Here is a 26,380-nt window from a genome sequence, read left to right on the forward strand (position 1 = left end):
TCAGCGGTTGCCGGGCAGGGCCTGCTTCACGGCCCAGCGGGCCCCGGCCAGCACGGAGCGCACCGGCTGGCGGCGCACCGTCTCCCACTGCCCGTTCGGCAGCGCGTAGCGGAAGATCTTGCCCCACGCGCTGGCCAACTGCACCGGCAGCGGACCGGTCACGTAGTCGAAGCCGTACCGGTCGAAGATGTCCCGCATGTGCGGCGCCACCTCGGCGTACCGGTTGCTCGGCAGGTCCGGGAAGCAGTGGTGCTCGATCTGGTGGCTCAGGTTGCCGGTCATGATGTGCATCAGCGGCGAGCCGGAGATGTTCGCCGAACCCAACATCTGCCGCAGGTACCACTCACCACGGGTCTCGCCCACGGTCGAGGCACGGCTGAAGGTCTGCACCCCGTCGGGGAAGTGACCGCACAGGATCACGCCGTTGCTCCACAGGTTGCGGGCCAGGTTGGCCGTCCAGGTGGCCAACAGCGTGGACTTCCAGTTCGGCCCGCTCAGCGCCGGCGTCACCACGTAGTCCTTGCCCATCTGCTTGGCGACCTTCTTGCCCACGGCCACCAGGCCGGGGACGGCGGGCTTCCACGCCTTGAGCGGCTTGCCCTGGTACCGGCCAAGCTCCAGGTCGTACAGCGCGATGGAGTACTCGAAGGTCACCGCGTTGATGGCGTTCAGCACCGGCTGCCACACCATCCACGGCTTCCACGGCTGGTCCGGGTCCACCCGCGCGATGCCGAAGCCCAGGTCGTTGTCCCGCCCGATCACGTTCGTGTACGTGTGGTGCAGGTCGTTGTGCGAGTGCTTCCACGCCTCGGCGGGGGACGCGTGGTCCCACTCCCAGGTGGACGAGTGGATCTTCGGGTCCCGCATCCAGTCCCACTGGCCGTGGAGGATGTTGTGGCCGATCTCCATGTTCTCCAGGATCTTGGCCACGGTGAGCGCCCCGGTGCCCAGCACGAAGCCGGCCTTGGTGCGGCTGCCCACCATCAGCACCAGGCGACCGCCCAGGTCCAGCGCACGCTGGGTGGCGATCACGCGGCGGATGTACGCCGCATCACGGGCCCCGCGCGAGTCGATGACGCCCTGGCGCAGCGCGTCGAGCTCCCGCCCCAGCTCCTCGATCTGCTCGATCGTCAGGTGCGCGGCCGGGTCGTCGCCGCCGGATCGCTTCGGCTTCCAGTGGCGCTCGGGGTTCTCCGTGGACGTGATGCGGTTGACCCCGCGGCGGGTGTCGCGGCGGGTGCGGGCGAACTGCTTGTTCACGCGCATCGCGTCGCTGAACGCCTGCGGCTTCAGCCGGGAGCCGCCCAGTCCGGGGCGGGTCGTCGCGTTCTGCGTGCGTCGGATGGGAGTCGTCGTCATGCCGGTACCTCCAGGTGGCAGTCGCCTGCAGCCGTGGTGACGCAGGTCTGGACGAGGGTGGGGTCCTCGGGAGTTGCAAGGGTGAGCGAGCCGTCGCGCAGGTCGCGCACGGCTCCCTCGGTGAGGTTCAGGACGCAGGAGTGGCAGATGCCCATGCGGCACCCGCTCGGCAGGAGCAGCCCCGCCTCCTCCCCCGCATCGAGCAGGGTGGTCGAGCCGTCGGTCTCCACCTCGGTGGCCGCGCTCCCGGTGTCGAAGGTGGCCAGGCCACCCTCGCCGGGGGTGATCTCGACGGTGCGGAAGCGCTCGGTGAGCAGCTGGTCGCGCAGACCGGCCGCCTCCCAGAACTCCTCGGCCTCGTCGAGCATCGATGCGGGGCCGCAGGCCCAGACCGTGCGCTCGCGCCAGTCGGGCACCTCCTCGTCGAGGGAGTCCAGCGTGAAGCGGCCCTCGGTGGAGGTGTGGCGGGTGATGAGCGTGAGGCCGAACCGGTCGGCGATGCCGGGCAGCTCGTCGGCGAACAACCGCTCCTCGGGCGTGCGCGCGGACTGCACCACGACCACGTCCGGGGCGTCGGGGCCGTGCCAGCGGTGACCGCGCAGCAGGCCCATGATCGGCGTGATGCCGGACCCGGCGCCCAGGAAGAGGATCTTCCCGGGGCGCGGGTCGCTCATGGTGAACTCGCCGTCCGCGGCATCGAGGTGCAGCAGGTCGCCGACCTTGGTGTGGCGGACGAGCTGGGTGCTCACCATGCCGTCGGGCACCTCTGTGACCGTGATCTGCAGCAGGCCGGCCTCGCCGGGGGTGCCGGAGGGCGCGGGCTTGCTGGTGAGGCTGTAGGTGCGCCAGTGGCGCACCCCATCGACGTCCACGCCGATGCGGATGTACTGCCCGGGCTGGTGGCTGCGCCAGAGCACACCGGGCCGCAGCCACAGCGAGACGGTGCGGTCGGTCTCCTGCCGGACGCGCTCCACCTTGGCCAGGAGGACCTGACGGGACTGCAGGGGGGCCACCATGTCGACGTAGTCGTGCGGCACCACCGGGGTGGTGACCACGGCGGCGGCCTCGATGAGGCGCTCGACCCACCCGGGTCGAGGCGTCACGCGGCGCTCGGAAATCGTCATGCATCCATCCTCACTGCTCCGGGCGCATCATTCCTCCCCAGAGGGCGTGGAGTTCTGCCCGCGGATTTGTTCGCGGGGAACAACCGACGCAGACTGTCTCCATGAGCACACCCCCCGAGGGCCCCACGGAGCAGGCCACCGATCCCGCCGCAGCGCCAGCCACCGAGCACCCCGCCGGGGACCCGCTCTGGACGCCGGCCGTGGTCGCCGACCTGCGCGCCGCGGTGGAGGACGCCTCCCAGCAGAGCGTGAGGGCCATCATGGAGGACGTGGTCGTGTACTCCGAGGAGTTCCGCCACGGCCGCTCGGCAGTGCTCAAGGAGGCGGTGTCGATGGCGCTGCACGGTTTCCTGGACCTCATCGAGGCCCCCGGCCCCTCCACCGGTCCCACCTTGGCCACCACCCTGGGCGCGCGCTCGCTGGGCCGCTCCGAGGCGCGTGCGGGGCGCTCGGTGGAGGCGGTGCTGGCGGCCTACCGGGTGGGCGCGCGCGTGTGCTGGGTGACCTTCTCCGACGTGGCGCTGGACCACGGCTTCGTCGCCCGGGACCTGCAGACCTTCGCCGCGCTGACCTTCGCGTACATCGACGACCTCTCGGCCGCCACCGTGGCCGGCCACACCGAGGAGCGCTCCCGGGCCGACCAGCAGCGCAGCCAGGCCCGCACCAACCTGGGCCTGTTGATCCTGCGTGGCGCTCGCGCCGCCGAGGTGGACCAGTACGCGCGCGCCGCCGAGCTGACCACCCCGCGTGAGGTGGGCATGGTGCTCTGCCGGGCCGAGGACACCGGGGCCCTCACCTCCCGCCTGCCGCTGCGCACGCTGGTGATCGACCAGGTGGGCCTGGGGCCGGAGGGCTCGGGCTGGAGCACCCTGGTGCTGCCCGACCCCTCCGAGGCCGAGTGGACCCGCGCCCGCACCGGGAGCCGGGACGCGGGCATCCGCTGCCTGGTCACGCCGGTGGTGGACCGCGCCGACGCCCCGGACACCTGGCGCCTTGCCTCCCGCTGGGTGGTCGTCCCGCCCGACCCGATGGCGGACGCCCCCGGCCCCCAGGAGCTCGTGGACGTGCTGCCGCACCTGGTGGTGCACGGCGATGCGGTGGCCGCCGCCGCGCTGGCCACGAGCGCCCTCGCCCCGCTCGATGAGGTGGACCCCTCCGCCCGCGAGCGCCTGGTGGAGACCCTGCGGTTGTGGATGTTGCTGCGTGGCCAGCGCTCCCTGGTGGCCGAGCAGCTGGGGGTGCACCCGCAGACCGTGCGCTACCGGATGACCCAGGTGCGTGAGCTGTTCGGGGAGGAGCTCGACGACCCCCGGCAGGCGGCGGCCATTCTGCTGGCCACGCTGGTCAGCCCGGCGACCGGGCCGTCCCCCGACGGCAGTGCCGCCAGGGGCTGACGCCGCACCACCACCACCACCGCGCCGCGCTCAGATGCGGTCGCGGTTCTCCGCCAAGCGCTGCACGTCGAGCTCGTCGACGGTGGGGCGCTTCGGCATCAGGCCGTCGCCGGACGAGCGGCCGGTGAGCCGGCGCTCCACCCAGGGCCGCAGGTGCAGTGCGGCCCACTCGCGGTTGGCCTGGAGCGACTCCCACCGGGTGAGCGGCGGCACCTCGGGCAGTGGCTGGTTCCATTGCCGCTCGGCGGCGCCCTCGACGTCCAAACCCAGGGTCCACGCGGCCTGCTGGGCGATGCGGCGGTGCCCCTCGGTGCTGAAGTGGATGCGGTCCGGCGCCCACATGCGGGCGTCACGCAGGGCGCGCAGGGTCCAGATGTCGGCGACGTGGCAGTCGTAGCGCTGGGCGATGCCCCACACGTTCGCGGTGAACTCGGCGAAGCGCGGGGACACACGCTTCAGCACGGGAGTGCGGCTGATGTCCGGCGCGGTGATGAGCAGGACGTCCGCCCCCGTCTCACGGATGCGGGCGACGGCGTCCTCGATCTGGTCGACCACCGCATCCCGGTTCACCCGCGGGCGGAGGTAGTTGTTGCCGCCCGCGGAGAGACTGACGAGGTCCGGCGTCAGGGCCAGACCGGCATCGAGCTGCTCGCCGGTGACCTGCTCGATGAGCCGCCCCCGCAGGGCGAGGTTCGCGTACCCGAAGGGTGCCGGCGCGGGCTTGCCCTCGGCGTCGGTGAGGGCGGCATTGCGCAGCGCGAGGCGGGCGGCCAGCCGGTCCGCCCAGCCGTGGTGGGCATCCGGATCGTCGTCGGTGGGGTCCACCAGGCCCTCGGTGAACGAGTCACCCAGCGCGACGTAGCGCTGCCAGATGCGGCCCTCGAGCGGTGCTGCGGTGGTCATGCGTTCCCTCCGTGGTGGTCTCCGGGTCAGACTGCACCGTAACGTTTCTGGGCACGCGCCCGGGCCTTGGCTGCCTCCTCCTCGCGGTCCTTCGGCGGCGCCGAGGTGGTCAGTCCGTCCAGCAGGCGCTGGGTGGCTGCCGTGATCTCCTCCACCGCCTGGTCGAAGGCCTCCCGGTTCGCCTGCGAGGGGTCCCGGGTACCCGCGATCTTGCGCACGTACTGCAGCGCAGCGGCCCGGACCTCCTCGTCGGTGGCCGGCGGCTCGAAGTTGTGCAGGGTCCGGATGTTGCGGCACATGCCACCCATCCTGCCGCAGGTCAGGGGCCCCGGCGCCAAATCGCCGAGCGCTCCGACCGCGGGGCAGGAGGCAGCGCGGGCCCCAGCCGGCCGACCTCACTGCTCCACGTGGGTGACCTCGAACGAGAGGACGGCCCGGGTCCCCGGTGCCGGCTCCAGGTGCAGCTCCCGCGCCGGATCGCTGCCGTAGGCACGGAAGCGGGTGGCCATCTGGCCGTCACAGCGCACCTGCTGGGAGACCTGTTGGTAGGTGGAGATCACTGCGGTGAGGTCCACCGCGCCCTCTCCACGGCAGTGGGCCACCAGGCGGTAGTCGTCCCCGGCCTGGGCCTGGAGGACGGCCAGCACCTCCTCGTCGCCCCGGCCGTCGAACTCCACCACGCCGCGGTCAGCCGCCGTGGTGTGCGTCTCGCCCAGCGCGTCCAGGACGGCGGCGCGCTCAGCGGCCAGGTCCGGGCTCGGGGCCCCCTCGGCCAGCGGGAGGTGCACCCCGATCCAGGCTTGGGACCCGGCATCGGGGGCGAGGGCGAGCTGCTGGTGCCAGCGCGGGTCCAGGCCCCGCACGGCTTCCGGGTCCTCGCCCGAGCGGCGCGGTGCGTCCACGGCCGGCGCGCCCCCCTCGGAGGTGCACGACAAGGTGTGGTCGTCGGCGAGGGTGTCGGGTGGGCCCGAGGCCCAGGTCAGCGACCCGTCCCCGCTGCACACGACCTGCGAGGTCGGCCCCAGGGGCCACACGCGCCGACCGATCACGTCGGTGCCGGGCGGCTCGACGGACGGCAGCACCGAGGTCATCTCGTCGGCGTGGTTCCCGAGCAAGCCGTCGAGCTGCTCCTGCACGGCTCGGCGGTCTTCACCCCGGACACCCATCTGCTGCTCCACGGCGTACGGGAGATCTCCCGAGGGGCTGGCCGGAGCGCTCTCCTGGTCCCCCGGGTCGCCCGAGGGCCCGGCGTCCTCCGGCGTCGCGCTCTCGGTGCCGCTCCCCCCATCGGCACCGTCGGCGCCGCTGCTGCCGGTGTCCTCCGCCTCGGCATCGGCGCCACCCGAGGTTCCCGGGGTGGAGTCGGGCCCCGCCGATGCGGACACGTCCCCACTCGGCACCGACGCCCCCGGGGTGCCCACGCCGCTGCTCCCCTCCCCGGATGCGGTGTCTCCCCCCGAGCCGGTGCACCCCGTGATGCCCACCGCCGCGAGGCCGAGCACGGCCAGCCCGATGCGGGCCGGGCGCCTGCGCCCTGGTGCCTGCTGCATCACTGCCCTCGCCGCCTCACGTGGACGGCGTGTGCAGCGTGGCCGAGGGCTCCGGCGAGGGCGCCCCCGGGGAGGTGAGCGACTCCGTCAACGACCCCAGTCCCCCGCTGCTCGAGGGCTCACCGGGCGCCTCGCCGGAGGACTCGTCGCCCGAACCGCTGCCCGGCGACTCGCCCCCGGTGGGCTCGGGCGACGCGGGCTCGCTCGAGCTGTCGTCCGAGGTGGGGTCGGCGCTGCTGCCCGGCGAGCTCTCGGCCGGTGGATTGCTGCTGTCGTCGTCCCCCGACCCTGATGTGGCGCATCCACCCATCGCGAACGACGCCGCCGCCAAGGCGATCACCGCCCGCACCGACACCCCTGAGGCTTCTCCTGACCTGCGCATCACCCACTCCTCCCGTTGGCGTGACCTGCCTCACAGCATCGCACGGCGTCTCGGTGGGCCACAACGTGCCGCCCCGGGGACGACGGAACCGCCCACCGGCACGGGGCCGGTGGGCGGTTCCAGACAGACGCGGGGCTCAGAGGGCCTTGCGCAGGTCCTTGTTCAGCTGGCTGATGACGTCCAGCGGGATGCCCTTGGGACAGACCGCCGCACACTCACCGATGTTGGTGCAGCCGCCGAAGCCCTCCTCGTCGTGCTGGTTGGTCATGTTGATCACGCGCGAGTCGCGCTCGGGCTGACCCTGCGGGAGCTCGCCCAGGTGCGTGATCTTCGCACCCAGGAAGAGCATGCCCGCCGCGTTCGGGCAGGCCGCCGCACAGGCGCCACAGCCGATGCAGGTCGCCGCGTCGAACGCACGGTCGGCCGCCACCTTCGGCACCGGGGTGGAGTTCGCGTCCACGGCCGCACCGGTGTTGACGGAGATGTACCCGCCGGACTCGATGATGCGGTCGTAGGAGCTGCGGTCGACCACCAGGTCCTTGACGATCGGGAACGCCGTGGCCCGGAAGGGCTCCAGGGTGAGCGTGTCCCCATCGGAGAAGGAGCGCATGTGCAGCTGGCACAGCGTGGTGCGCTCCGGGCCGTGGGCGACGCCGTTGACCATGAAGCCGCAGGCACCGCAGATGCCCTCGCGGCAGTCGGACTCGAACGCGACCGGCTCCTCACCGGCCTCGGTCAGTTCCTCGTTCAGCACGTCGAGCATCTCGAGGAAGGACATGTCCTCAGTCACGCCGTCCACCTCGTAGGTGACCAGACGGCCCGCGTCGCCTGCGCCGTCCTGGCGCCAGATCTTCAGTGTGATTCTCACTTGTAGCTCCGCTGCTTCATCTCGACGAATTCGTACTCGAGCTCTTCCTTGTGCAGGATCGGGGAGTTGCCCGCCCCGGTGTACTCCCAGGCCGCCACGTAGGCGAAGTCCTCGTCATCACGCAGGGCCTCACCGTCCTCGGTCTGGGACTCCGCCCGGAAGTGGCCACCGGCCGACTCCGTACGCTGCAACGCATCGATGCACATGAGCTCACCGAGCTCCAGAAAGTCGGCCACGCGGCCGGCCTTCTCCAAGGACTGGTTCAACGTGGCCGCCGCACCGGGCACCTTCACGTTGGTCCAGAACTCGTTCTGCAGCTCGCGGATCTTCTCGATCGCGATGCGCAGACCCTCATCGGTCCGCTCCATGCCGCAGTACTCCCACATGATGTTGCCGAGCTCGCGGTGGATGGAGTCCACGGTACGGGTGCCGTTGATGCTGAGCATCTTCTCCACCCGCGCCTCGACCTCCTCGCGTGCCGCGACGGCCTCGGGGTGGTTCGCGTCGATCTCGCTGTGCCCCTGCTTGGCCAGATAGTCGTTGATGACGTTCGGCAGCACGAAGTAGCCGTCGGCCAGACCCTGCATGAGCGCCGAGGCGCCGAGGCGGTTGCCGCCGTGGTCGGAGAAGTTCGCCTCACCGGCCACGAACAGACCCGGGATGGTGGACTCCAGGTCGTAGTCCACCCAGAGGCCACCCATCGTGTAGTGGACGGCCGGGTAGATGCGCATCGGCACCTCGTAGGGGTTCTCCCCGGTGATGCGCTCGTACATGTCGAAGAGGTTGCCGTACTTCGCGGCCACGGCCTCCTGGCCCATGCGCTCGATCGCGCTGGCAAAGTCCAGGTAGACGCCGCGGCGCACCTGGCGCTCCTCGCCATCGGGCGAGGTCTCGGCGATGGCCGGCCCCACGCCACGGCCGTCGTCGCACATGTTCTTGGCCTGGCGGCTCGCGATGTCACGCGGCACGAGGTTTCCGAACGAGGGGTAGATGCGCTCCAGGTAGTAGTCGCGCGCCTCCTCCGGGATGTCGCGCGGGTCCTTGTCGCAGTCCGCCGCGTCCTTCGGCACCCAGATGCGGCCGTCGTTGCGCAACGACTCGCTCATCAGCGTGAGCTTGGACTGGTGCTCGCCGGACTGCGGGATGCAGGTGGGGTGGATCTGCGTGTAGCAGGGGTTGCCGAAGTAGGCGCCCTTGCGGTGCGCACGCCACGCGGCGGTGACGTTCGACCCCATCGCGTTCGTGGAGAGGAAGAAGACGTTGCCGTACCCGCCGGTGGCGAGGACGACCGCATCGGCCATGTGGGTCTCGATCTCACCGGTGCGCAGGTTGCGGGCGATGATGCCGCGCGCCTTGCCGTCGATGACGACGAGCTCCAGCATCTCGTGGGCGTTGAACATCTCCACGGTGCCGGCGCCGATCTGGCGCTCCAGGGCCTGGTAGGCGCCGATCAGCAGCTGCTGGCCCGTCTGGCCACGGGCGTAGAAGGTGCGCTGCACCTGCACGCCACCGAAGGAGCGGTTGTCCAGCAGGCCGCCGTACTCGCGGGCGAAGGGCACACCCTGGGCCACGCACTGGTCGATGATGTTCGCGCTCACCTCGGCGAGGCGGTACACGTTCGACTCGCGGGAGCGGTAGTCGCCGCCCTTGACCGTGTCGTAGAACAGGCGGAAGACCGAGTCGTTGTCGTTCTTGTAGTTCTTGGCGGCGTTGATGCCACCCTGCGCGGCGATCGAGTGCGCACGGCGCGGCGAGTCCTGGTAGCAGAAGGACTTCACGTTGTACCCGGCCTCGCCGAGCGTCGCGCCCGCGGCGGCACCGGCCAGGCCCGTGCCGACGATGATGACGTCGATCTTGCGGCGGTTGGCGGGGTTCACCAGCGTGGCCTCGAACTGGCGACGCTGCCACCGGGTCTCGATGGGGCCCTTGGGCGCCTTCGTGTCCGCGATCGGGTCGCCCAGGGTCCACGGGTCGTTCGTGTGCTCACCGGACTTGTTCACCGCACGGTCGTCGGCCGGGCGCGCGGCGCCGACCTCGGACTCGTCCACGGACGCGTTGGCGGGACCGCTCACGTCCGAGGCGCCCTGCGAGCTGGTCTGCGCCTCGCTCTGGGCGGTACCGCGCTGCTGGTCCCCGTCGGCGTCCACAGCGCGGTCGTCGCGCTTGCGCTTCCAGGGGGCGTTGTCTCCAAAGAGTGTTGCCATGTCTCTGCTCCTCCTGGGGCGCGTCAGTTGACGAGGTCGAAGAACACCGCGAACGGCGGCACGAGGAAGCCGATCACCACGAGGGCGGCGATCACCGCGCCCGTGGTCCGCAGCGCCGGGCTGTTCTTGGTGGTCGTGAAGCCGAGGGTCTGCGCGGCGGAGAAGGTGCCGTGGAAGATGTGCAGCCCCAGCGCGATCATCGCGACCACGTAGATCAGCAGCACCCACCAGATCTCGAAGCTCTCCACGTAGTTGGCCGCCGGGCTGGCCAGCTGGCCCTGCGGGTGGATGTGCTTGGTCGTGAAGTGCAGGATGTGGAAGATCACGAACAGCAGCAGCGCGATGCCGCCCCACCGCATCGTCCGCGAGGCCCAGGTGGAGGTCACGGCCTTGTGCACCGCGTAGCGCGTGCCCCGTGCCTTCCGGGCGCGGCCCCACAGCTTGAGCGCGATCAGCGCGTGGGCGAGGACTGCCAACACCAGGACGATGCGGATGATCCACAGGGCGCCCTCGTAGGGGAGGATCGGCTCCCCCAGGACGCGCAGTTGGTGCGCGTAGGTGTCGAACGCCTCGTGGGACTGGAGGATCTTGAGGTTCCCCAGCATGTGCCCAAGCACGAAGACGATGAAGATCAGGCCGGTGACCGCCATGAGGATCTTGTTCCAGATCGTCGTGGTGGTGGCCGACCGCTTTGTCGGAGCCGCGTTGTCAGGTGCCACGAGGCGGATTCTACTGTTGCTCCAAGACCGGCCGGGTGAGGTGAACCTACCCCCGCCGTGGCTGCCCCTAGGATGCGGGCCATGCCTCCCTCCTCCGGTGCCGCCGTGCCGGCTGCCCCGGACCTCGAGCAGCAGCTGAACGAGGACCTGCTCGGCCCCCTCGCACGACGCGGGGCGATCGCGCGCCGCATCCGCATGTGGGCCTGGATCGGCCCCCTGCTGTGCATGGTGCTCGGCGGCGGGTTGCGGGTGTGGGACCTGCACGAGCCCCACCAGCTGGTCTTCGACGAGACCTACTACGTCAAGCAAGCGTGGTCGCTGGCCGAGTGGGGCTACGAGCGCGACAAGCCCGACGGCATGGAGGAGCCCGACGAGCACTTCACCACCGGCAACTGGGAGACGGTCTACGTCGACGAGGCCGACTTCGTGGTGCACCCCCCGGTCGGCAAGTGGGTGATCGCCGCCGGCGAGGTGGCCTTCGGCATCGAGTCCTCCTTCGGGTGGCGCGTGGGCGTGTGGGTGCTGGGCACGCTGTCCATCCTGATCATCGGGCGCGTGGCCTGGGAGCTGTTCGGCTCGGCCACGCTGGCGACGCTCGCCTCCTTCCTGGCGATGCTGGAGGGGCACCACTTCGTCCACAGCCGCACCGGGCTGCTCGACATCGTGCTCATGTTCTTCGTGCTGGTGGGCTTCTGGATGCTGCTGCTGGACCGCACCGCATCGCGCCGCGTGCTCGCGCGCAAGGTGGCCGCCCTGTACGACGGCGACGCCTGGCGATGGGGGGTGCGTCGCCCCGTCGTGGGGATGGTGCTGGGGCCCTGGCTGGGCCTGCGCCCGTGGCGGTGGGCGGCCGGCATCAGCCTGGGGCTGGCCGCGGGGGTGAAGTGGTCCGGTCTGTACGCCCTGGCGGCCTTCGGCCTCATGACCGTGCTCTGGGACGTCATGGCGCGCAAGCGCGCCGGGGTGTCGCAGCCATGGGCCGCGGGCCTGGTGCTGCGGGACGGGCCGTTCGCGTTCGTCGCGGTCTGCGGCGCCGCCCTGGTGGCGTACACCGCATCGTGGGTGGGGTGGTTCCGGAGCTCCGGGGGGTACCTGCGGCAGTGGGCGGTGGAGAACCCCGGCGAGGGCGTGCAGTGGCTGCCGGCGCCCTTGCGCTCGCTGTGGGAGTACCACGTGCGGATATACGAGTTCCACCTCGGGCTGACCAGTGACCACACCTACCGGTCGAGCCCCTGGAGCTGGCCGCTGCAGCTGCGGCCGACCTCCTTCTTCTACGAGTCCAAGGGGCTCGGGGAGGCCGGGTGCGAGGTGGAGAAGTGCTCCAAGGCCATCAACTCGGTGGGCTCGGTCTCGATCTGGTGGGCCGCGACCCTGGCCTTCTTCGTGCTGCTCTTCTGGTGGGCCTCGCAGCGGGACTGGCGGGCCGGCGCCATCGTGGTGGGGATCCTGTCCGGGTGGCTGCCGTGGCTGCCGGTGCAGCACCGCACGATCTACCAGTTCTACTCGATCGCCTTCGAGCCGTTCATGGTGCTGGCGGTGGTGTTCGTCATCGGGTTGGCACTGCGGCACCGGTGGGGCATCTGGGCCGTGGGCACCTACCTGGTGCTGGTGGTGCTGAACTTCTGGTACTTCTGGCCCGTCTGGACCGCGCAGGTGATCCCGTACTCCGAGTGGCGCGACCGGATGTGGTTCGCCAGCTGGATCTGACCGGGCGGCTCAGGCGGCGCGGCTGAACTGCCACAGCAGCTCCGGCGAGGCGGACCGCATCAGCCGCACCGCGTCCTCGACCGGCACGTTGGGCAGCTCGTAGCCCTCGGCGCCGCCGGCCACGGTCGCGGTCAGCGTGCACAACTCCAACCGCCGTTGGAAGAACGACTGCGCCATGTTCCAGCTCAGGATGCCGTCGGTCTCCAGCGCCAGGTGGTTGCGCAGGATCGCGCCCTGCCGGAAGACCACGTGGTGCTCGGTGACCGCGTGCCCCAGCGAGCGCCAGGCCGGGTAGACCGGCACCAAGTTCACCACCGCGATGAACGCCGTCCACGCGAACAGCCACCACCAGCCGCGGTCCAGCAGCCCGTCGGTCACGTCGAAGTGACGCAGCACCGCCACGGCCACGGCCGCCGGCAGGAGACCGAACCAGAAGGTGGTCAGCAGGGCCGAGACGGTCATCCGCCGCAGGGCCCGCGGGCCGTGCGAGACCAGCTCCATGCCGAACAGACCCACCGGTGCCGGACGGTCCTCCCCGCTGGAGAGCACGTCCACCGCGACCTCGCGCGCGGTGTCGCGCGGCACGGTCGGCAGCACCTCCACACTGCCGCCCTCGGCGCCAGTCACGATCGCGCTCAGCGAGGCCCCCTTCTGCCAACGCTGCTGCCACGGCTCGGTGACCATCACGCCGCGCACCTTGCGCTCCTCCATCGTGGCCGAGCGGGTGGTGGTCAGACCCCGGCGCACGTGCAGGGTGCCGTGGCCCGAGCGGGTCACGTCCAGGCCCCACCAGCCCAGCGCGTAGGCCGCCAGCGAGAACAGCAGCGAGAACACCGCGCCGGCCGCGAGCAGCGCAGCGATGCTGGCGAGCACGCCCAGCTCCTGCAGCTGGTGCACCAGCTGCCCACCGATGCGCTGGCCGAGGTCCGAGCGCGCGATGTCGTCGGCGAACTGCGCCCCACCACCGGCCACCACACCGGCCACCACGAGCCCGCTGGCCCCCAGGGGGCCGAAGCGCAGCCACCGGTTGTCCCAGCGGACCAGGCTCTGCTCGGGCACCTCCGACGCCGGTGGCTCGTGCGGCGCGCCGTTCCCGATCACGACCGGGCCGTCGCGCCCGTCCAGGGCCCCCTCATCACCCGCGGGGAACGCACCGCCGGACGTCACGCCGGCCGGCGCCACGCCGGGCTGCGCCACGCCGGGCTGCGCCCCCGCATCGATCCCGCGCTCGGCGCGGACCTCGCGCGAGCGGCGCAGCAACCCCTCGCGCAGCTCCTCGGCGTCGCGGGTGCGGATGCCCTCGAGCTCCACCTGCCCGTCGTCCACCCCGGTGCCGATCGTGATGGTGCGCAGGTCGAGCAGGCGCATCAGGAGGTTGCCCTCCACGTCGATCGAGCGCACCCGCTCCAGGCGCGCGGTCTTGGTCTCCTTGGTGAACAGTCCCCGACGCACCTGGACCGTCTCGGCCCCGACGCGGTAGCGCAGCGTGAAGTACTGCACCAGCGACACCACGACGGCGATCACACCGGCGACACCGGCGCTGAACAGCTGGAACAGGCCGTCCCCGCGCTGGGTGAACAGCAGCACGAGCAGCAGCGGGAGCAGGGAGCCCAGCGCCTTGAACGGGTAGACCAGGAACATCCGCGGGTTCTGGCGCTTCCAGTCGCCGTCGGCCGGCGGCTGGTCACCCGGGTGCCCGCCCGTGGGCGGCAGGTCCGATGCGGTGAGCGTCCCGGCGGGGCCGTGCTCCCCCGCATCGGCGCCGGTGGGCTCCTGCGCACCCAGGGTGCGCTCCCCCGCATGGGGCTCCTCCTGCGGCGCGCGCCAGTTCATCGGCGTGCTCACGTGCCGTCACCCCGCACGGCGGCCGCGGCACGCGTGAGCTCCTCGAGCAGCGCCTGGGCGTTCACGTCGTCGAGGGCCTCGATCTCGATGTCACCCTGGGAGGACGCCGTGGTGACCTTCACGTCCGTCAGGCCGAAGTGGCGCATGATCGGCCCCCGCGAGACGTCGACCGTCTGGATGCGGGCGAGCGGCACCATCCGGCGCTCGATGTTGAGCCACCCGGTGCGGGTGTACATCGCGTCCGGGGTGGCCTCCCACCGGGCGACGCGGTAACGGATCTGCGGCGCGACGGCGAGCGAGACCAGGTCCGCGGCCACCCACAGTCCGGCGATGGTCCACGCCCACCACGGCGGGGCGGCGTCGGCGAAGAACCACCACAGGCCCAGGACCGTGCCGCACACCACGAGCGTGATGGCGAGCGAGATCCACGCCCAGAGACGCCAGTATGCCGGGGCCTTGGGCGAGACGCGGTGGCGCGGCTCGTCGAGCACCGCCACCTCCTGACGGCCGGACGGGACGACGAGCTGGGGGGCACTGTCGGGGGGAGTACTCACCGCCCCATTGTGCAAGGCGAGCCCCCGCGGGGGACTACTCCCGCAGAGGGACCGAGCGGTCATCCCGACTCACATTGCGCCGGCGCCGGCCGGCCCCCATGCTCGAGGGTGGCGGCACACCGGTGCTGGTCGGACGACCGCACGCGGACATCGCCGCGTGACCCGAGGAGCGTTGCATGATCTCCGTCCTGATGGTGCTGTCAGCGGCCACTCACTGGACCCTGTCCGACGACTCGCGTCACCCGACGGGGGTGTGGGCCGAGGAGTTCATCTCCCCCCACGACGTGTTCACAGAGGCCGGCTGGAAGATCACCGTGGCGACTCCCGGTGGGCGGCCGGCGGTCATCGACCCGGCCAGCCTCGGCACGGCGGGCGGGCTGTTCCCCCGCACCAACGGCTTCCAGGACTGCGTGGACCGGCTCTCACCGTTGCTGCGCAAGCCGCTGAACCTGTACGGGCTCGACCTGGCTGACCACGACCTGGTCTTCTACCCCGGTGGGTACGGGTCGATGGAGGACTTGGCCCAGGACGCGGTCGCGGGGGCGATGCTGTCCGAGCGTGTGGCCACCGGGGGGCCGGTGGCCTTCTCCTGCCACGGGGCGGCCGCGGCCCTGGGGGCTACAGCGTGCATGGACATCTCGCCCTTCCGGGGACGGGTGATGACGGCCTTCTCGAACGCCGAGGAGCGCTTGACCCGCATCGCGCCCCGGGTGCCGTGGATGCTCGAGGACCGCCTGCGTGCCGCGGGGGTGGAGTACAGCCGCGCGATCCTGCCGTTCCGGCCGCACGTGGTGGCCGACCGCACCGTCTACTCCGGGCAGAACCCGCAGTCCTCCGGCCACCTGGCGCGGCGGGTCGTGGCCGACCTGAGTGCCCAGTCACCCTCCCGGGTGGCCGTGCGGCACTGAGCGCGGGCGGCCCCGGGCAGCTGCACGAGCACTGTGCGCCGACCCAGCGCCTCAGTCGTCCGCGACCGGGGCACTGGGGTGCTCATTGTCGGAGACGGGCCAGCCATTTTATTCAGCGACTTCGGAGAACGTCCTGTTTGACCAGGCCAACCCCGGGCTCGTGTCCACCACGGCCACCGACGCCCCTGAGAGTTGGTGACGACTCGTCGGCCACCTCGTCCGCGGATTCGCCACACCCGCTGCTCCGGCGATGGACGTGGCACCGTGCCAGACGACGGCGCCCTCTACCGGGCAATGGCACGCCACGTGGACTAGAGCCACAGAAATCAGGACATTCAGAGCGTCGCTACCTGCGGACCCTCACTCGATGTCCTCCGATTCCCGGCGTTCGGCGTAGCGAGACAATCTGGGCGTGCCGGCAAGCTCACTGCAACCGCATGGTTGTGATGCAAGTGGGGTCGTCGTCGCTCATCGTTGAGATTCTTGCGTTCGCCTCTTGACCCTCGTGCTCGATAGTGAGGGTCACCTCGGTGTCGCGCGGCACCCAGAGACCGATGAAGCCGTTGTCGTAAGTCTGGCGCGCTTCATCGATGATCACTTCACCGTCTGCACCGGTGAGCGTGACCTGAACTTCTTCGCTAGCGAGTTCACCTAGGCAGGTAGTCAGGCTGTGGAAGTAGCAGTCGTGGGTCTGGTCCCGGTAGGGGGCGATCGAGATGTAGACCTCATCCTCTGGCAACCGCAGGCGCGTCTCACGCTCTTGATCGTCGGTGAGCACGAGCGCCTCTGGCTGCACCGACGCGAGCAGATCGGTCGGCCGGTCAGCGACGGGCATCGTGTCCAGTCGTTCGATGACCTGCCTGACATCCAGCCCGGATAGGCCGTGATCTGCCAGGAACTCGCGCTCGCTGGTCTGGCTGCTGACCGATGACGGTGCGGGGCCGGACGGCGTGATGGCACATCCAGCAAGAACGAGAGCCAGAATGGCAACGAAGACGGCTGCAAGGGCGTTGCGGCGTCGCGATAAACGGAGGCAGGGCATAACGTTTTTCCTTAGAGACATGCGAGGGTCGGTCGAGTCCGGTGGGTGCCGAATCCAGCGCGTCCGGCGCCCACCCTGGTGACTCGCTAGAGATCGGCCAGGAGGTCTTCCATCTCCTGGATCTCGGTCGTTTGCGCATCGATGACTGTCTGCGCGAGCTCGACGGCATCGGTGTTGCTAGCGTCATCGACGTGGGTCCGGGCCGTCTCGACGGCTCCCTCATGATGGAGGATCATCCGCTCAAGGAACAGTCGAGACGCTTCGGTCCCGTTGGATGCTTCGAGGGTGGGCAGGTCATCCTCGCTTATCATACCGTCTCCGTGATCCATGTCGCCCGTCTGCTGCTCGGCGGGATCGACGCCCCAATCCTCCAGCGCAGTTGCCGCGGTACGGAAATTATGAGTCTTCTTTTGTGTCGAGGGTCGCTTGAGTGACGCGCAGGATAGATCTGAAGGGTACGTGCATCCCTCCGGGCAGCAGTCGTGGCGGCACCAGAACCATGAGGATGATCAGGACCGCGAGCACGCACGCCATCGCCGTGCCCAGATGGTCGCCAGTGCCCCACTCTGTGCACGCACCGTCGGGATCGCCGCCTACCGCGGCAACATCGAGTCCACTCTGCCCGACGATCTGCCGCCAGAGCCTGCAGCCGCAGCCTCGGACAGCATCGACGGCGCACTCGTCTCCGCAGGCGAGCTGCCAGAGCACTCGGCGAGCAACTGATCGGCTCGGCACAGGCAGCGTTCACCGGCGGACTGAACACGGCGCGATCGTCTCGGCCGTTGTCGCCGCCATGGCGGCACTCATCGCCGCAACCCGACTGCTTCACGTCCGCCCCGCCGGGCAGGCCCAGGAGACCCCCGAGGACGCATCTACCCGTTGACCCATACCCCCTTGGGGTATAGCCTGAAGATCTCGTACACAAACAAGGGCGTTTGGATTATGAGCGCGACGACCACGAACGAGTACCGGGTGACCGACGTGACCTGCGGGCACTGCGAGACCGCGATCCGCTCCGAGGTCTCTGAGATCGCCGGCGGGACCGGCATCGAGGTCAGCGCCCGCCCCGACCGCTACGCCAACGCGGCCTGACCGCCCGTGGACATGGTTCCGCGCCTCTCGACCGGGAGGCGCGGAACCACCCCGTATCCGGCGCACCAGCGCCGGTCGGTTCACGCCAATAGGAGAGTATCGAGATGAACAGACGCATCAGCATCCTCGTCGCCGCCGGGATCCTCGGCGGAAGCCTTGCCCTGGCAGGCTGCTCCACCGCGAACGACGAGGCAGGAACTCCATCGCAGAGCGAGGACGCACAAGGCGGGCATGGGGGCCACGACGGCATGGAGCATCCCGCCGACGGCGGCCCGGTCCCCGAGGGCATGAAAGAGGCCACCGACCCCGAATACCCGGTCGGCACCGAAGTCACTCTGACGGCCGACCACATGGAGGGCATGAACGGTGCCAGCGCCACCATCGTCGGCGCCTACGACACCTACACCTACGCGATCGACTACACCCCGGTCGGCGGCGGAGATCCCGTGACCGATCACAAGTGGGTCGTCCAGGAAGAGCTCGACGGCGCCGGTGACGCCCGTCTCGACGACGGCACCGAGGTGACGGTGACCGCCGACCACATGGAAGGCATGGACGGCGCGACGGCGACGATCGCGTCCTCGACTGATGAGACCGTCTATGTCGTCGACTACGAGGCCGACGGGATGAAGATGACCAACCACAAGTGGGTCGTCGACAGCGAGATCCAGCCCGCTTCCTAACTGACACGAACCGGGCATGAAGGAACGGACAGAGCATGAACGACCAGCAGACCCACCACGGGGCCGCCGAGGCTGAAGCGCACGAGCACGCCGGCCACCACTCGCACGACGACCACTCGGCACACCAGTCTCATGGCGGCCACGACCAAGCCGACCATGAGGATCACGGCGGCCACGACCACGCAGGTCATAGTGGTCATGGCGGGCATGGTGATCATGTCGGCCAGTTCCGGCGGCTGTTCTGGATAATGCTCGTCATCGCGATCCCGGTCGTGGGCTTCAACGACATGTTCGCCCACCTCACCGGCTACCCCCTCCCGAACGCCGATTGGGTGCGCTGGGTCTCCCCGGCCCTGGGCACGATCATGTACGTGTGGGGCGGCCGGCCCTTCCTCACCGGTGGACTGGGCGAGATCCGATCCCGCAAGCCCGGCATGATGTTGCTGATCGCGCTGGCGATCACGGTCGCCTTCATCGCCTCCTGGGGCGCGAGCCTGCACCTGCTCAGCGACGAGCTCAACTTCTGGTGGGAGCTGGCTCTGCTGGTGGTCATCATGCTGCTGGGCCACTGGATCGAGATGCGCTCCCTGGCCCAGACCACCTCCGCCCTGGACTCCCTGGCCGCCCTACTGCCCGATGAGGCCGAGAAGGTCGACGGCGAGAACATCGTGAGAGTCGCCCCAGCAGACCTCGCTGTCGGCGATGTGGTGGTGGTCCGGCCCGGCGCCTCGGTGCCCGCGGACGGGCGCATCGTCGATGGCAGCGCCAGCATGGATGAGTCGATGGTCACCGGGGAGTCCAAGACCGTGCGCCGAGAGACCGACGAGCAGGTCGTCGCCGGCACCATCGCCACCGACTCCGGACTGCGGGTCGAGGTCACCGCCACCGGCGAGGACACCGCCCTGGCGGGCATCCAGAAACTTGTCTCCGACGCCCAGGCCTCCTCTTCCCGCGCCCAGCGCATCGCCGACACCGCCGCGGCCTGGCTTTTTTGGTTCGCCCTCGGCGCGGCCGTCATCACCGCGCTCGTATGGTCCCTCATTGGCCTTCCCGACGACGCGGTGGTCCGCACCATCACCGTGCTCGTCATCGCCTGCCCCCACGCCCTGGGCCTCGCGATCCCACTGGTGGTCTCGATCGCGACCGAGCGCGCCGCCCGCGGCGGCGTGCTCATCAAGGACCGGCTCGCGCTGGAGTCCATGCGCACCGTCGACGCCGTGCTCTTCGACAAGACCGGCACTCTCACCAAGGGCGAGCCCACCGTCACCGCCATCGACACCGCGAACGATCACGACGAGCAGCGGGTGCTCGCCCTGGCCGCCGCCGCCGAGGCCGACAGCGAGCACCCCCTGGCCCGAGCGATCACCGGAGCCGCCAGCACCCAAGAGGTCCAGATACCGAGGGCCTCGGACTTCTCTTCCTCCCCTGCAATCGGGGTCAAGGCCACCGTTGACGGGACGGTCATCGAAGTCGGCGGCCCGTATCTACTCCAGCAGCACTCGGCCAGCGAACTGCCGATAGCTGACCAGTGGCGCGAAGAAGGAGCGATCATCCTCCACATCCTTGCCGACGGCGAGGTCATCGGGGCGTTGCGGTTGGCCGATGAGATACGAACCGAGTCTCGTGACGCTGTTGACGCGTTGCATGCCCGCGGCGCGCAGGTCGTGATGATCACCGGTGACGCCCAAGCGGTCGCCGACACGGTGGCAAAGGATCTCGGCATCGACCGCGTGTTCGCCGGTGTGCGACCGGAAGACAAGGCCGCCAAGGTCAAGGAGCTCCAAGACGAGGGCCGCAAGGTCGCGATGGTCGGGGACGGCGTCAACGACGCCCCCGCCCTCGCACAGGCCGATGTGGGCATCGCCATCGGCGCCGGCACCGATGTCGCAATCGGCTCGGCAGGGGTCATCCTCGCGAGCTCGGACCCACGCTCGGTGCTCTCGGTCATCGAACTGTCGCGGGCAAGCTACCGGAAGATGAAGCAGAACCTGTGGTGGGCCGCTGGCTACAACCTCATCTCTGTGCCTCTCGCGGCGGGCATTCTCGCACCGATCGGATTCGTGCTGCCGATGAGCGTCGGGGCGATCCTCATGTCGGCTTCCACCGTCGTGGTGGCCCTCAACGCGCAACTGCTGCGCCGCCTCGACCTCACACCCGAATCCAGCACCAACCGCATCCTCGACCGCTCCTGAACCGTGAGAGACAGACGGGACTGCTGAGGGTTTGGTTGATACCTGATCTGTGGGGACTGGGTCCCTGCTGGAAGGATGTCACCATGCCTGCACCTCTCCCCAAGGAGTTCCGTGACGACGTGATCGCGGTGGCTCGCCGTGGCGATGCGCCGATCGCGCAGACAGCGAAAGACTTCGGGATCTCGGAATCAACCCTGCGCAACTGGCTCCGCCAGGCCGACGTCGAGGACGGCGCCCGTCCGGGCGTGACCAAGGCCGAGTCCGAGGAGATGCGTGCCCTGAAGCGCCGTAACCGGTTGCTGGAGCAGGAGAACGAGGTCCTACGCCGAGCAGCGGCGTACCTGTCACAGGCGAACCTGAAGCTGGGCCAGTCCCCAAAATGACCTACCCGCTGGTCCGTGACCTTGCCGCTGACGGGATCCCCGTCACGGTGGCCTGCCGGGTGCTGAAGTTCTCCCCGCAGGCGTTCTACGCCTGGTGTGCCCACCCGGTCAGCGACCGGGACCTGGTGGATGCCTACGCGATGAACGCCGCGTACGAGATCCACGCCGAGGACCCCGCACTGGGGTATCGATTCATCGCTGATGAACTCGCGGACGCCGGTCATGCCCTGTCTGAGCGACGCGTGTGGAAGATCTGCCACCAGGGGCAGATCGTCTCCGCGCACTCCCGTACCCCGGGGGCGACGGAAGAAGCCCGGCCCGCCGGTCCACGACGACCTCGTCCAGCGCGATTTCACCGCCGAGGCCCCGAATCGGTTGTGGTTGACCGACATCACCGAGCACCCCACGGCCGAGGGGAAGTTGTACCTGTGCGCCGTGAAGGACGTCTGGTCACGGCGGATCGTGGGGTACTCCATCAATGACCGGATGACCTCCCAGCTGGCCGCCGACGCCCTGGAGATGGCCATCGCCCGCCGGGGCCGCGACACCACCGCCGGGTGCGTGGTCCACGCCGACCGGGGCAGCCAGTTCCGGTCGCGCACGTACCTCTGCGCGCTGCACCGGCATGGCCTGACCGGGTCCATGGGGCGTGTGGCTTCCAGCGCGGACAACGCCGCGATGGAGTCCTTCTTCGCCCTGGTGCAGAAGAACGTCCTGAACAGCCGCCGCTGGGCCACCCGGGAGCAGCTCCGGCTGGCCATCGTCACCTGGATCGAGCGGACCTACCACCGCAGACGCCGGCAACGGGCTCTGGGCAAGACCACCCCGATCGAGTTTGAGACCATCTACTGGCCCGCTCACGCGGCCTGAAACACCACACCCGAAGTGTCAACCAAACCTACAGCAGTCCCGACTCTCGGCAGTCGTGATGAACTCATGGACACCCGGAATAGCAGTGTCGCTCATCGGCGACCAGTCGATGGCTCAAGATTCGAAGTTCATGAGACTTCTCAACAAGGCATACACCACAGAAAACCGGCTCTTCCGATCTGAGGGTGTAGCAGTGGTGGGGTGACCGGGTCGAGGTAGGGGTCGAGGTCCCCTGATGATGGGGGTTCCTACACCGACCCGACCAGAAGACCTCGACGTGCGTGAACTTACCTTTGATGCCCCTGATCTGACGACCTTCGCCCGCCTGGACGAGCTTGGCCTCGTTGCGGTTGGCCAGCGCGTGGAGCCTGACCGGGCGGTGCTGGAATGCCGGGTGGTCGCGGGCGATGACGACGCGTTCTGCCGGCACTGCGGGGCCGAGGGCGCCGCGCGGGGCACGGTGACCCGGCAGCTGGCGCATGAGCCGTTCGGGTGGCGGCCCACCACGCTGCTGATCCGGGTGCGTCGCTTCGGCTGTCAGGCGTGCCGGCGGGTGTGGCGCCAGGACACCACTGCGGCGGCGGACCGGCGGGCGAAGCTGTCGCGTGCAGCGGTGCGGTGGGCGCTGGTGGCCCTGGTGACCCAGCACCTGACTGTCGCCAGGTTGGCCGAGGCTCTGGGAGTGGCCTGGGACACCGCCAATGACGCGGTCCTGGCCGAGGGCCGACGGGTCCTGATCGATGACCCCACCCGGTTTGACGGCGTCACCGTGGTCGGAGTGGACGAGCACGTCTGGCGCCATACCCGAAGCGGCGAGAACTACGTCACCGTCGTCATCGATCTGACCCCGATCCGCGACGGGACGGGTCCAGCACGCCTGCTCGACATGGTCCAGGGGCGATCGAAGAGCACTTTCAAGACCTGGCTCGCTGCCCGCACCCAGGCATGGCGCGACAGGGTGGAGGTGGTGGCGATGGACGGGTTCACCGGGTTCAAGACTGCTGCGGCCGAGGAGCTCCCCGACGCGGTCGCGGTGATGGATCCCTTCCACGTGGTCCGGCTCGCTGGTGACGCCCTGGACCGTTGTCGCCGACGGGTCCAGCAAGATCTCCACGGCCACCGCGGCCGGGCCGGCGATCCGCTCTACTGCGCGCGGCGGACCCTGCACACTGGCGCCAACCTGCTCACCGACAAGCAGACCCGCAGGATCGAGTCCCTGTTCGCCGACGCCGAGCACGTCGAGGTCGAGGCGACCTGGGGCATCTACCAACGCATGATCGCCGCCTACCGCCACCCAGACCGGCGCGAAGGCCGGGCACTGATGACCGCCGTGATCGACTCGGTGACTCGTGGCGTTCCCACCGCCCTGAGCGAGCTCGTCACGCTCGGGCGGACGCTGACCAAGCGGGCCGAAGACGTACTCGCATTCTTCGACCTGCCGGGCACGAGCAACGGCCCGACCGAGGCGATCAACGGCCGCCTCGAGCACCTCCGAGGGTCCGCCCTCGGCTTCCGCAACCTGACCCACTACGTCGCCCGATCCCTCCTCGAAGCCGGCGGCTTCAGACCACGACTACACCCTCAGATCGGATGAGCCCGATACCCGAACGTAGAGCGTGCACCAGCTCGAATTAGCAAGCTCTGAATACAGGGCTCTTCAGAGTTAAGTGTGGGGTGAGGCGTCGAGCCCGCCGGCGATGAGGAGCATTCGGAGGCGGTAGTGCTCGAAGTTCCGGAATCCGCGGGCGATGCGGCGGCCGAGTTCGATGATCCCGTTGACGGCCTCGGTGCCCCCGTTGCTCGCGCCGTCGGTGTCGAAGTAGGCAAGGAACGCGGTCTTCCACCGGCGTAGCGTCTTCCCCAATCGCGCGATCTCGGGGATCGGGCAGGATGGCAGCTTCTCGATCAGCTGCTCGGCCAGTCGACGACCCTGCGCGTGCGTGGGCTGGTGGAACACGTCTCGGAGGTCCTGGGCGCACTGGTAGGCGACCTCGACCGCGACGTGATCGGGGTGGGCCGCGAATGCGCTGGCCAGACGGGTCTGCTGGCGCGGCGTGAGGCGTTCCCGTCCGGCGCGGAGAACATGACGGATCCCGTAGAGGGGGTCGCCCTTGCGGCCTCGGTGGCCGAGGGTCTCCTGCTGGATCCGGCGGCGGACGTCATCGACTGCAGCCCCGGCGAGCTTCACGATGTGGAAGGCGTCCAGCACGCAGGTGGCATCCTCGAGCTGGTCATCGATCGCGTTCTTGTAGCCTTGGAACGGGTCCAGCGTCGCGATCTCGACCCGCTTGCGGAACTCCTCGCCGCGCTCGTCGAGCCAGTCTCGGTAGGCCTTGCCGGATCGGCCGGGGACGAGGTCGAGGAGTCTGGCGGTGGGGTGGGTGCCGCGAGTCAGATCGACCATCCCGGTGAGCTCCTTCGGTCCGCGCCTGCGCGGGTCCCGGTGGTGCCAGATGTGTTCGTCCACGCCCAGGACCTGAACGCCCTCAAACCTGGATGGATCGCCTGCGGCCTGGGCCAGGACGGGCTGGACCTGGGACCAGAGCGTGTTCCAGGTTGTGCCGAGCTGGCGGGCCAGGCCCTGGATCGTCGCTCCCACGCGCCGGAGCTGTCCGATCGCCCAGCGGATCGCGCGCGTGCTCAGCAGGCCCCGCGGGGCGCAGACCTCCGGGTCCTGCTCGACGAAGGTCGTCACCGCGCAAACGCTCTCGAGACAGATCCAGCGGCGCTTGCGCCACCGGATCCGCACCGGCCGTCCGGCCCAGGGAGCGTCGATCATCTCGATCGTGATCCGGCCGTGGCCAGTTGCGACGACACCGCAGCCCGGGCAGCCGGCGACCGGGTCGCAGGACTCGACCTCAAGGACCAGTCCCGCTCGGGCCTTGGTGACCGCCACGAGGTGGAGGCTGGGGAAGTCGAGGAGAAGGTCGCATCGGTCGCAGCGATCGAGCGCGTCAGGGCATACGCAACTATGGTTGGGCATCGTCGAGGTCCTTGAGATCAGCGGGGGTAGAAGTCCGCTCATCATCGGGGACCTCGACGTCTACCTCCAGCTACCCCGCGCCAGCGGCGCGCCCACACTCAACTCTGAAGAGCCGAATACAGCATTCGACATGAGGAGAGGATCGATCATGGCCAATCCGCACGACGACACACCCAGCTTCTGGAACTCAGAAACTTCGATACCGAAGCCTCGGAACCTCCCTGTTCAGGCACCGGACAACGAGACGAAGTTCAACGCAGAGCCCGGCCCAGGGCTCAGTATCGGAGCGATCATCCTGGGTCTCCTCTCGCTTCCCAGTTCATTGCTCCTGCCACCCTTTGCGGCGCTCCTCGCAATAGCGGGAACCGTGCTGTCGGGTATCCAAATCAAACGAAGTTCCCGCCGGCCAAAACTTGCCATCGGAGCAGTTTCATTCTGTATTGCGTCACTCGTGCTCGCGATCGGAATGACCTTCTACGCTTACATGGCCGGCCCCACGGAAAGCGCGTGAGGGTCGCCGCTGCGGGTGAATGAGGACGGATGTCCCAGCGTGCACTGCGCGGTTATCAGGTGTTGTTGGCGCGGACGCAGACGGTGCATCGCCCGGTCGGGCCACTGGCGTATGACTGCGTGAAAGTCATCATCGTCCGCGACGGTAGCGCGATCCTGTTCAGCGAGTTCGGGCAGAAACCGGTCCGACCCGGCGATGTGGTTGTGCTTGGCCCGAACGTCTTGTGCGGGTCCGAGCCTGAAGGTCACATCACCGTCACGACGATCTACGCCGACACCGACTATGTGATCGATCAGGCGTTCTGGCAGTACGCGGCGATCCTCCACGACCGGCTCGACGCGCCAGGGTTCGTGCGGGAGGCGTTCACCGATCCGGCGCAGATCATCCGGCTCGGTGAGGAGCGTGCGGGGTTGTTGATGCCGTGGCTGGACGAGTTGGTCGCGCTGAGCGTCGATGGAGAATTGGAGAGGTTTCATCGGACGCAGGCGTTGTGGTTCGCGATCATGGACCGCATCGCCCCGTACCTCCACGTCACCGATCACCGGATTTCGCCGTCGCAGCGGGCGCGGGTGGTGCCGGTGCATCCGCGTGTGCGGCGGTTCGCGCCGACGCGGAGCGAGGCCGCCGAGGTACGCGAAGCACTAATGGGGGCGATCGCGTATTCGTGGACGCTGGGCGAGCTGGCTGAGGGTGTGCATCTGTCCAGGAAGCAACTTGCCCGCGTGTTCTCGAACGCGTATGGGAAAACACCGCAAGCGTTCTTGACGATGCTGCGGGTCGAGGAGATGGCCCGCCTGCTCCGCGAGACGAACCTCACGATCGAGCAAGCCGCGCAACGGGTGGGGTGGCGCTCCCGCAACCGCGCCACGATCGCCTTCACCCGCGCGACCGGGATGACGCCGAGCGCCTACCGGGCGCTGCGGGTCACCGGGAACCAGCATCCAGCTTGACCCCGTGACCCGCATGCCGGCCTCAGTGAACAGGAACGGGGTTGCGAGTCCCGCAATCGTTCGAGGGGCGGCCCACACAGTCGCGCAGTCGGATGGGTGTTGGCGGTTGCAAACTCTTCGGGCTATCTCCGCTCGGCTGCGACGAGCCGTCCGCACC

General features: G+C 69.3%; 25 protein-coding genes and 1 pseudogene. 11 read left to right on the forward strand and 15 right to left on the reverse strand.

The window, feature by feature from the left end:
- Positions 1–1,359 carry a fatty acid desaturase family protein gene (locus KSED_RS11370; protein WP_015780231.1) on the reverse strand — a complete coding sequence of 453 codons (1,359 nt, stop codon included), beginning with the start codon at positions 1,357–1,359 and terminating at the stop codon, positions 1–3.
- A complete protein-coding gene (locus KSED_RS11375) occupies positions 1,356–2,483 on the reverse strand; it encodes a ferredoxin reductase (protein ID WP_015780232.1) in 1,128 nt (375 codons plus the stop codon). Before KSED_RS11375 ends, KSED_RS11370 begins: the two co-directional genes overlap by 4 nt.
- A 101-nt stretch (positions 2,484–2,584) precedes the next feature.
- Between KSED_RS11375 and KSED_RS11380 the strand changes: the two genes are divergently transcribed.
- Positions 2,585–3,877, forward strand: a complete 1,293-nt coding sequence (locus KSED_RS11380) for a helix-turn-helix domain-containing protein (RefSeq protein ID WP_015780233.1) — start codon at positions 2,585–2,587, stop codon at positions 3,875–3,877.
- 30 nt (positions 3,878–3,907) lie between these two features.
- Here the strand turns inward: KSED_RS11380 and KSED_RS11385 are convergent, their stop codons facing one another.
- The 7 genes from KSED_RS11385 to KSED_RS11415 all read right to left on the reverse strand — a co-directional run bounded on the left by KSED_RS11385 (position 3,908) and on the right by KSED_RS11415 (position 10,503).
- Positions 3,908–4,780, reverse strand: a complete 873-nt coding sequence (locus KSED_RS11385; protein WP_015780234.1) for an SGNH/GDSL hydrolase family protein — start codon at positions 4,778–4,780, stop codon at positions 3,908–3,910.
- Between the two features lie 26 nt (positions 4,781–4,806).
- Positions 4,807–5,079 (reverse strand): DUF2277 domain-containing protein, encoded by a 273-nt coding sequence (locus KSED_RS11390; RefSeq protein ID WP_015780235.1) that lies wholly within the window; start codon positions 5,077–5,079, stop codon positions 4,807–4,809.
- Between the two features lie 96 nt (positions 5,080–5,175).
- Complete coding sequence (locus KSED_RS11395) at positions 5,176–6,330, reverse strand: ICP22 family protein (RefSeq protein ID WP_015780236.1); 1,155 nt, start codon at positions 6,328–6,330, stop codon at positions 5,176–5,178.
- 16 nt (positions 6,331–6,346) lie between these two features.
- Positions 6,347–6,712 carry a hypothetical protein gene (locus tag KSED_RS11400; RefSeq protein WP_143827379.1) on the reverse strand — a complete coding sequence of 122 codons (366 nt, stop codon included), beginning with the start codon at positions 6,710–6,712 and terminating at the stop codon, positions 6,347–6,349.
- A gap of 136 nt (positions 6,713–6,848) precedes the next feature.
- Positions 6,849–7,580, reverse strand: a complete 732-nt coding sequence (locus tag KSED_RS11405; protein ID WP_015780238.1) for a succinate dehydrogenase/fumarate reductase iron-sulfur subunit — start codon at positions 7,578–7,580, stop codon at positions 6,849–6,851.
- On the reverse strand, positions 7,577–9,784 hold the full coding sequence (locus KSED_RS11410; RefSeq protein WP_015780239.1) for a fumarate reductase/succinate dehydrogenase flavoprotein subunit: 2,208 nt from the start codon (positions 9,782–9,784) through the stop codon (positions 7,577–7,579). The genes KSED_RS11405 and KSED_RS11410 overlap by 4 nt, the downstream gene beginning before the upstream one ends.
- A 23-nt stretch (positions 9,785–9,807) precedes the next feature.
- Positions 9,808–10,503 carry a succinate dehydrogenase cytochrome b subunit gene (locus KSED_RS11415; protein ID WP_015780240.1) on the reverse strand — a complete coding sequence of 232 codons (696 nt, stop codon included), beginning with the start codon at positions 10,501–10,503 and terminating at the stop codon, positions 9,808–9,810.
- A gap of 81 nt (positions 10,504–10,584) precedes the next feature.
- Here KSED_RS11415 and KSED_RS11420 point away from each other — a divergent pair, with 81 nt between their 5' ends.
- A complete protein-coding gene (locus KSED_RS11420) occupies positions 10,585–12,210 on the forward strand; it encodes a dolichyl-phosphate-mannose--protein mannosyltransferase (RefSeq protein ID WP_015780241.1) in 1,626 nt (541 codons plus the stop codon).
- 9 nt (positions 12,211–12,219) lie between these two features.
- Here KSED_RS11420 and KSED_RS11425 read toward each other — a convergent pair whose 3' ends face one another.
- Both KSED_RS11425 and KSED_RS11430 read right to left on the reverse strand, forming a co-directional pair.
- Positions 12,220–14,055 carry a PH domain-containing protein gene (locus tag KSED_RS11425; protein WP_015780242.1) on the reverse strand — a complete coding sequence of 612 codons (1,836 nt, stop codon included), beginning with the start codon at positions 14,053–14,055 and terminating at the stop codon, positions 12,220–12,222.
- Entirely contained in the window at positions 14,052–14,609 is a 558-nt protein-coding gene (locus KSED_RS11430) for a PH domain-containing protein (RefSeq protein ID WP_198479755.1), read from the reverse strand. The genes KSED_RS11425 and KSED_RS11430 overlap by 4 nt, the downstream gene beginning before the upstream one ends.
- Before the next feature lie 176 nt (positions 14,610–14,785).
- Between KSED_RS11430 and KSED_RS11435 the strand changes: the two genes are divergently transcribed.
- Positions 14,786–15,517 (forward strand): type 1 glutamine amidotransferase domain-containing protein, encoded by a 732-nt coding sequence (locus KSED_RS11435; RefSeq protein ID WP_015780244.1) that lies wholly within the window; start codon positions 14,786–14,788, stop codon positions 15,515–15,517.
- Positions 15,518–15,941: 424 nt separating this feature from the next.
- On the opposite strand, the gene KSED_RS11440 is transcribed toward KSED_RS11435, so the two are convergent.
- Positions 15,942–16,559: a CueP family metal-binding protein gene (locus KSED_RS11440; RefSeq protein ID WP_015780245.1), complete on the reverse strand. Its 618-nt coding sequence runs from the start codon at positions 16,557–16,559 to the stop codon at positions 15,942–15,944.
- 86 nt (positions 16,560–16,645) lie between these two features.
- Positions 16,646–16,888 (reverse strand): DUF305 domain-containing protein, encoded by a 243-nt coding sequence (locus tag KSED_RS11445; protein ID WP_237699530.1) that lies wholly within the window; start codon positions 16,886–16,888, stop codon positions 16,646–16,648.
- 97 nt (positions 16,889–16,985) lie between these two features.
- Between KSED_RS11445 and KSED_RS15060 the strand changes: the two genes are divergently transcribed.
- The 3 genes from KSED_RS15060 to KSED_RS11455 all read left to right on the forward strand — a co-directional run bounded on the left by KSED_RS15060 (position 16,986) and on the right by KSED_RS11455 (position 18,334).
- Positions 16,986–17,282, forward strand: a complete 297-nt coding sequence (locus KSED_RS15060; protein WP_174260699.1) for a hypothetical protein — start codon at positions 16,986–16,988, stop codon at positions 17,280–17,282.
- Between the two features lie 219 nt (positions 17,283–17,501).
- Positions 17,502–17,651, forward strand: coding sequence for a hypothetical protein (locus KSED_RS11450; protein WP_015780248.1), 150 nt, complete (start codon positions 17,502–17,504; stop codon positions 17,649–17,651).
- A 104-nt stretch (positions 17,652–17,755) separates the two neighbouring features.
- On the forward strand, positions 17,756–18,334 hold the full coding sequence (locus KSED_RS11455) for a YdhK family protein (protein ID WP_015780249.1): 579 nt from the start codon (positions 17,756–17,758) through the stop codon (positions 18,332–18,334).
- Here the strand turns inward: KSED_RS11455 and KSED_RS15430 are convergent.
- The gene (locus tag KSED_RS15430; protein ID WP_200815017.1) at positions 18,331–18,534 is read right to left on the reverse strand and encodes a hypothetical protein; all 204 of its coding nucleotides are present in this window, start codon (positions 18,532–18,534) and stop codon (positions 18,331–18,333) included. The genes KSED_RS11455 and KSED_RS15430 overlap by 4 nt on opposite strands.
- A gap of 48 nt (positions 18,535–18,582) precedes the next feature.
- On the opposite strand from KSED_RS15430, the gene KSED_RS11465 reads away from it, so the two are divergent.
- The 3 genes and pseudogenes from KSED_RS11465 to KSED_RS11480 all read left to right on the forward strand — a co-directional run bounded on the left by KSED_RS11465 (position 18,583) and on the right by KSED_RS11480 (position 23,373).
- Positions 18,583–20,526, forward strand: coding sequence for a heavy metal translocating P-type ATPase (locus KSED_RS11465; protein ID WP_015780251.1), 1,944 nt, complete (start codon positions 18,583–18,585; stop codon positions 20,524–20,526).
- Positions 20,527–20,609: 83 nt separating this feature from the next.
- Positions 20,610–21,779, forward strand: a pseudogene (locus KSED_RS11475) (IS3 family transposase).
- 238 nt (positions 21,780–22,017) lie between these two features.
- Positions 22,018–23,373: an ISL3 family transposase gene (locus KSED_RS11480; protein ID WP_373419165.1), complete on the forward strand. Its 1,356-nt coding sequence runs from the start codon at positions 22,018–22,020 to the stop codon at positions 23,371–23,373.
- 69 nt (positions 23,374–23,442) lie between these two features.
- Here the strand turns inward: KSED_RS11480 and KSED_RS11485 are convergent, their stop codons facing one another.
- A complete protein-coding gene (locus tag KSED_RS11485) occupies positions 23,443–24,762 on the reverse strand; it encodes an ISL3 family transposase (RefSeq protein ID WP_115306791.1) in 1,320 nt (439 codons plus the stop codon).
- Between KSED_RS11485 and KSED_RS14700 the strand changes: the two genes are divergently transcribed.
- Both KSED_RS14700 and KSED_RS11490 read left to right on the forward strand, forming a co-directional pair.
- Positions 24,755–25,273 carry a hypothetical protein gene (locus KSED_RS14700; protein ID WP_143827380.1) on the forward strand — a complete coding sequence of 173 codons (519 nt, stop codon included), beginning with the start codon at positions 24,755–24,757 and terminating at the stop codon, positions 25,271–25,273. The genes KSED_RS11485 and KSED_RS14700 overlap by 8 nt on opposite strands.
- Before the next feature lie 29 nt (positions 25,274–25,302).
- Positions 25,303–26,223 carry a helix-turn-helix transcriptional regulator gene (locus KSED_RS11490; protein WP_015780254.1) on the forward strand — a complete coding sequence of 307 codons (921 nt, stop codon included), beginning with the start codon at positions 25,303–25,305 and terminating at the stop codon, positions 26,221–26,223.
- The last annotated feature ends 157 nt before the right edge of the window (positions 26,224–26,380 follow it).

The organism is Kytococcus sedentarius DSM 20547, assembly GCF_000023925.1.
GTDB lineage: Bacteria > Actinomycetota > Actinomycetes > Actinomycetales > Dermatophilaceae > Kytococcus > Kytococcus sedentarius.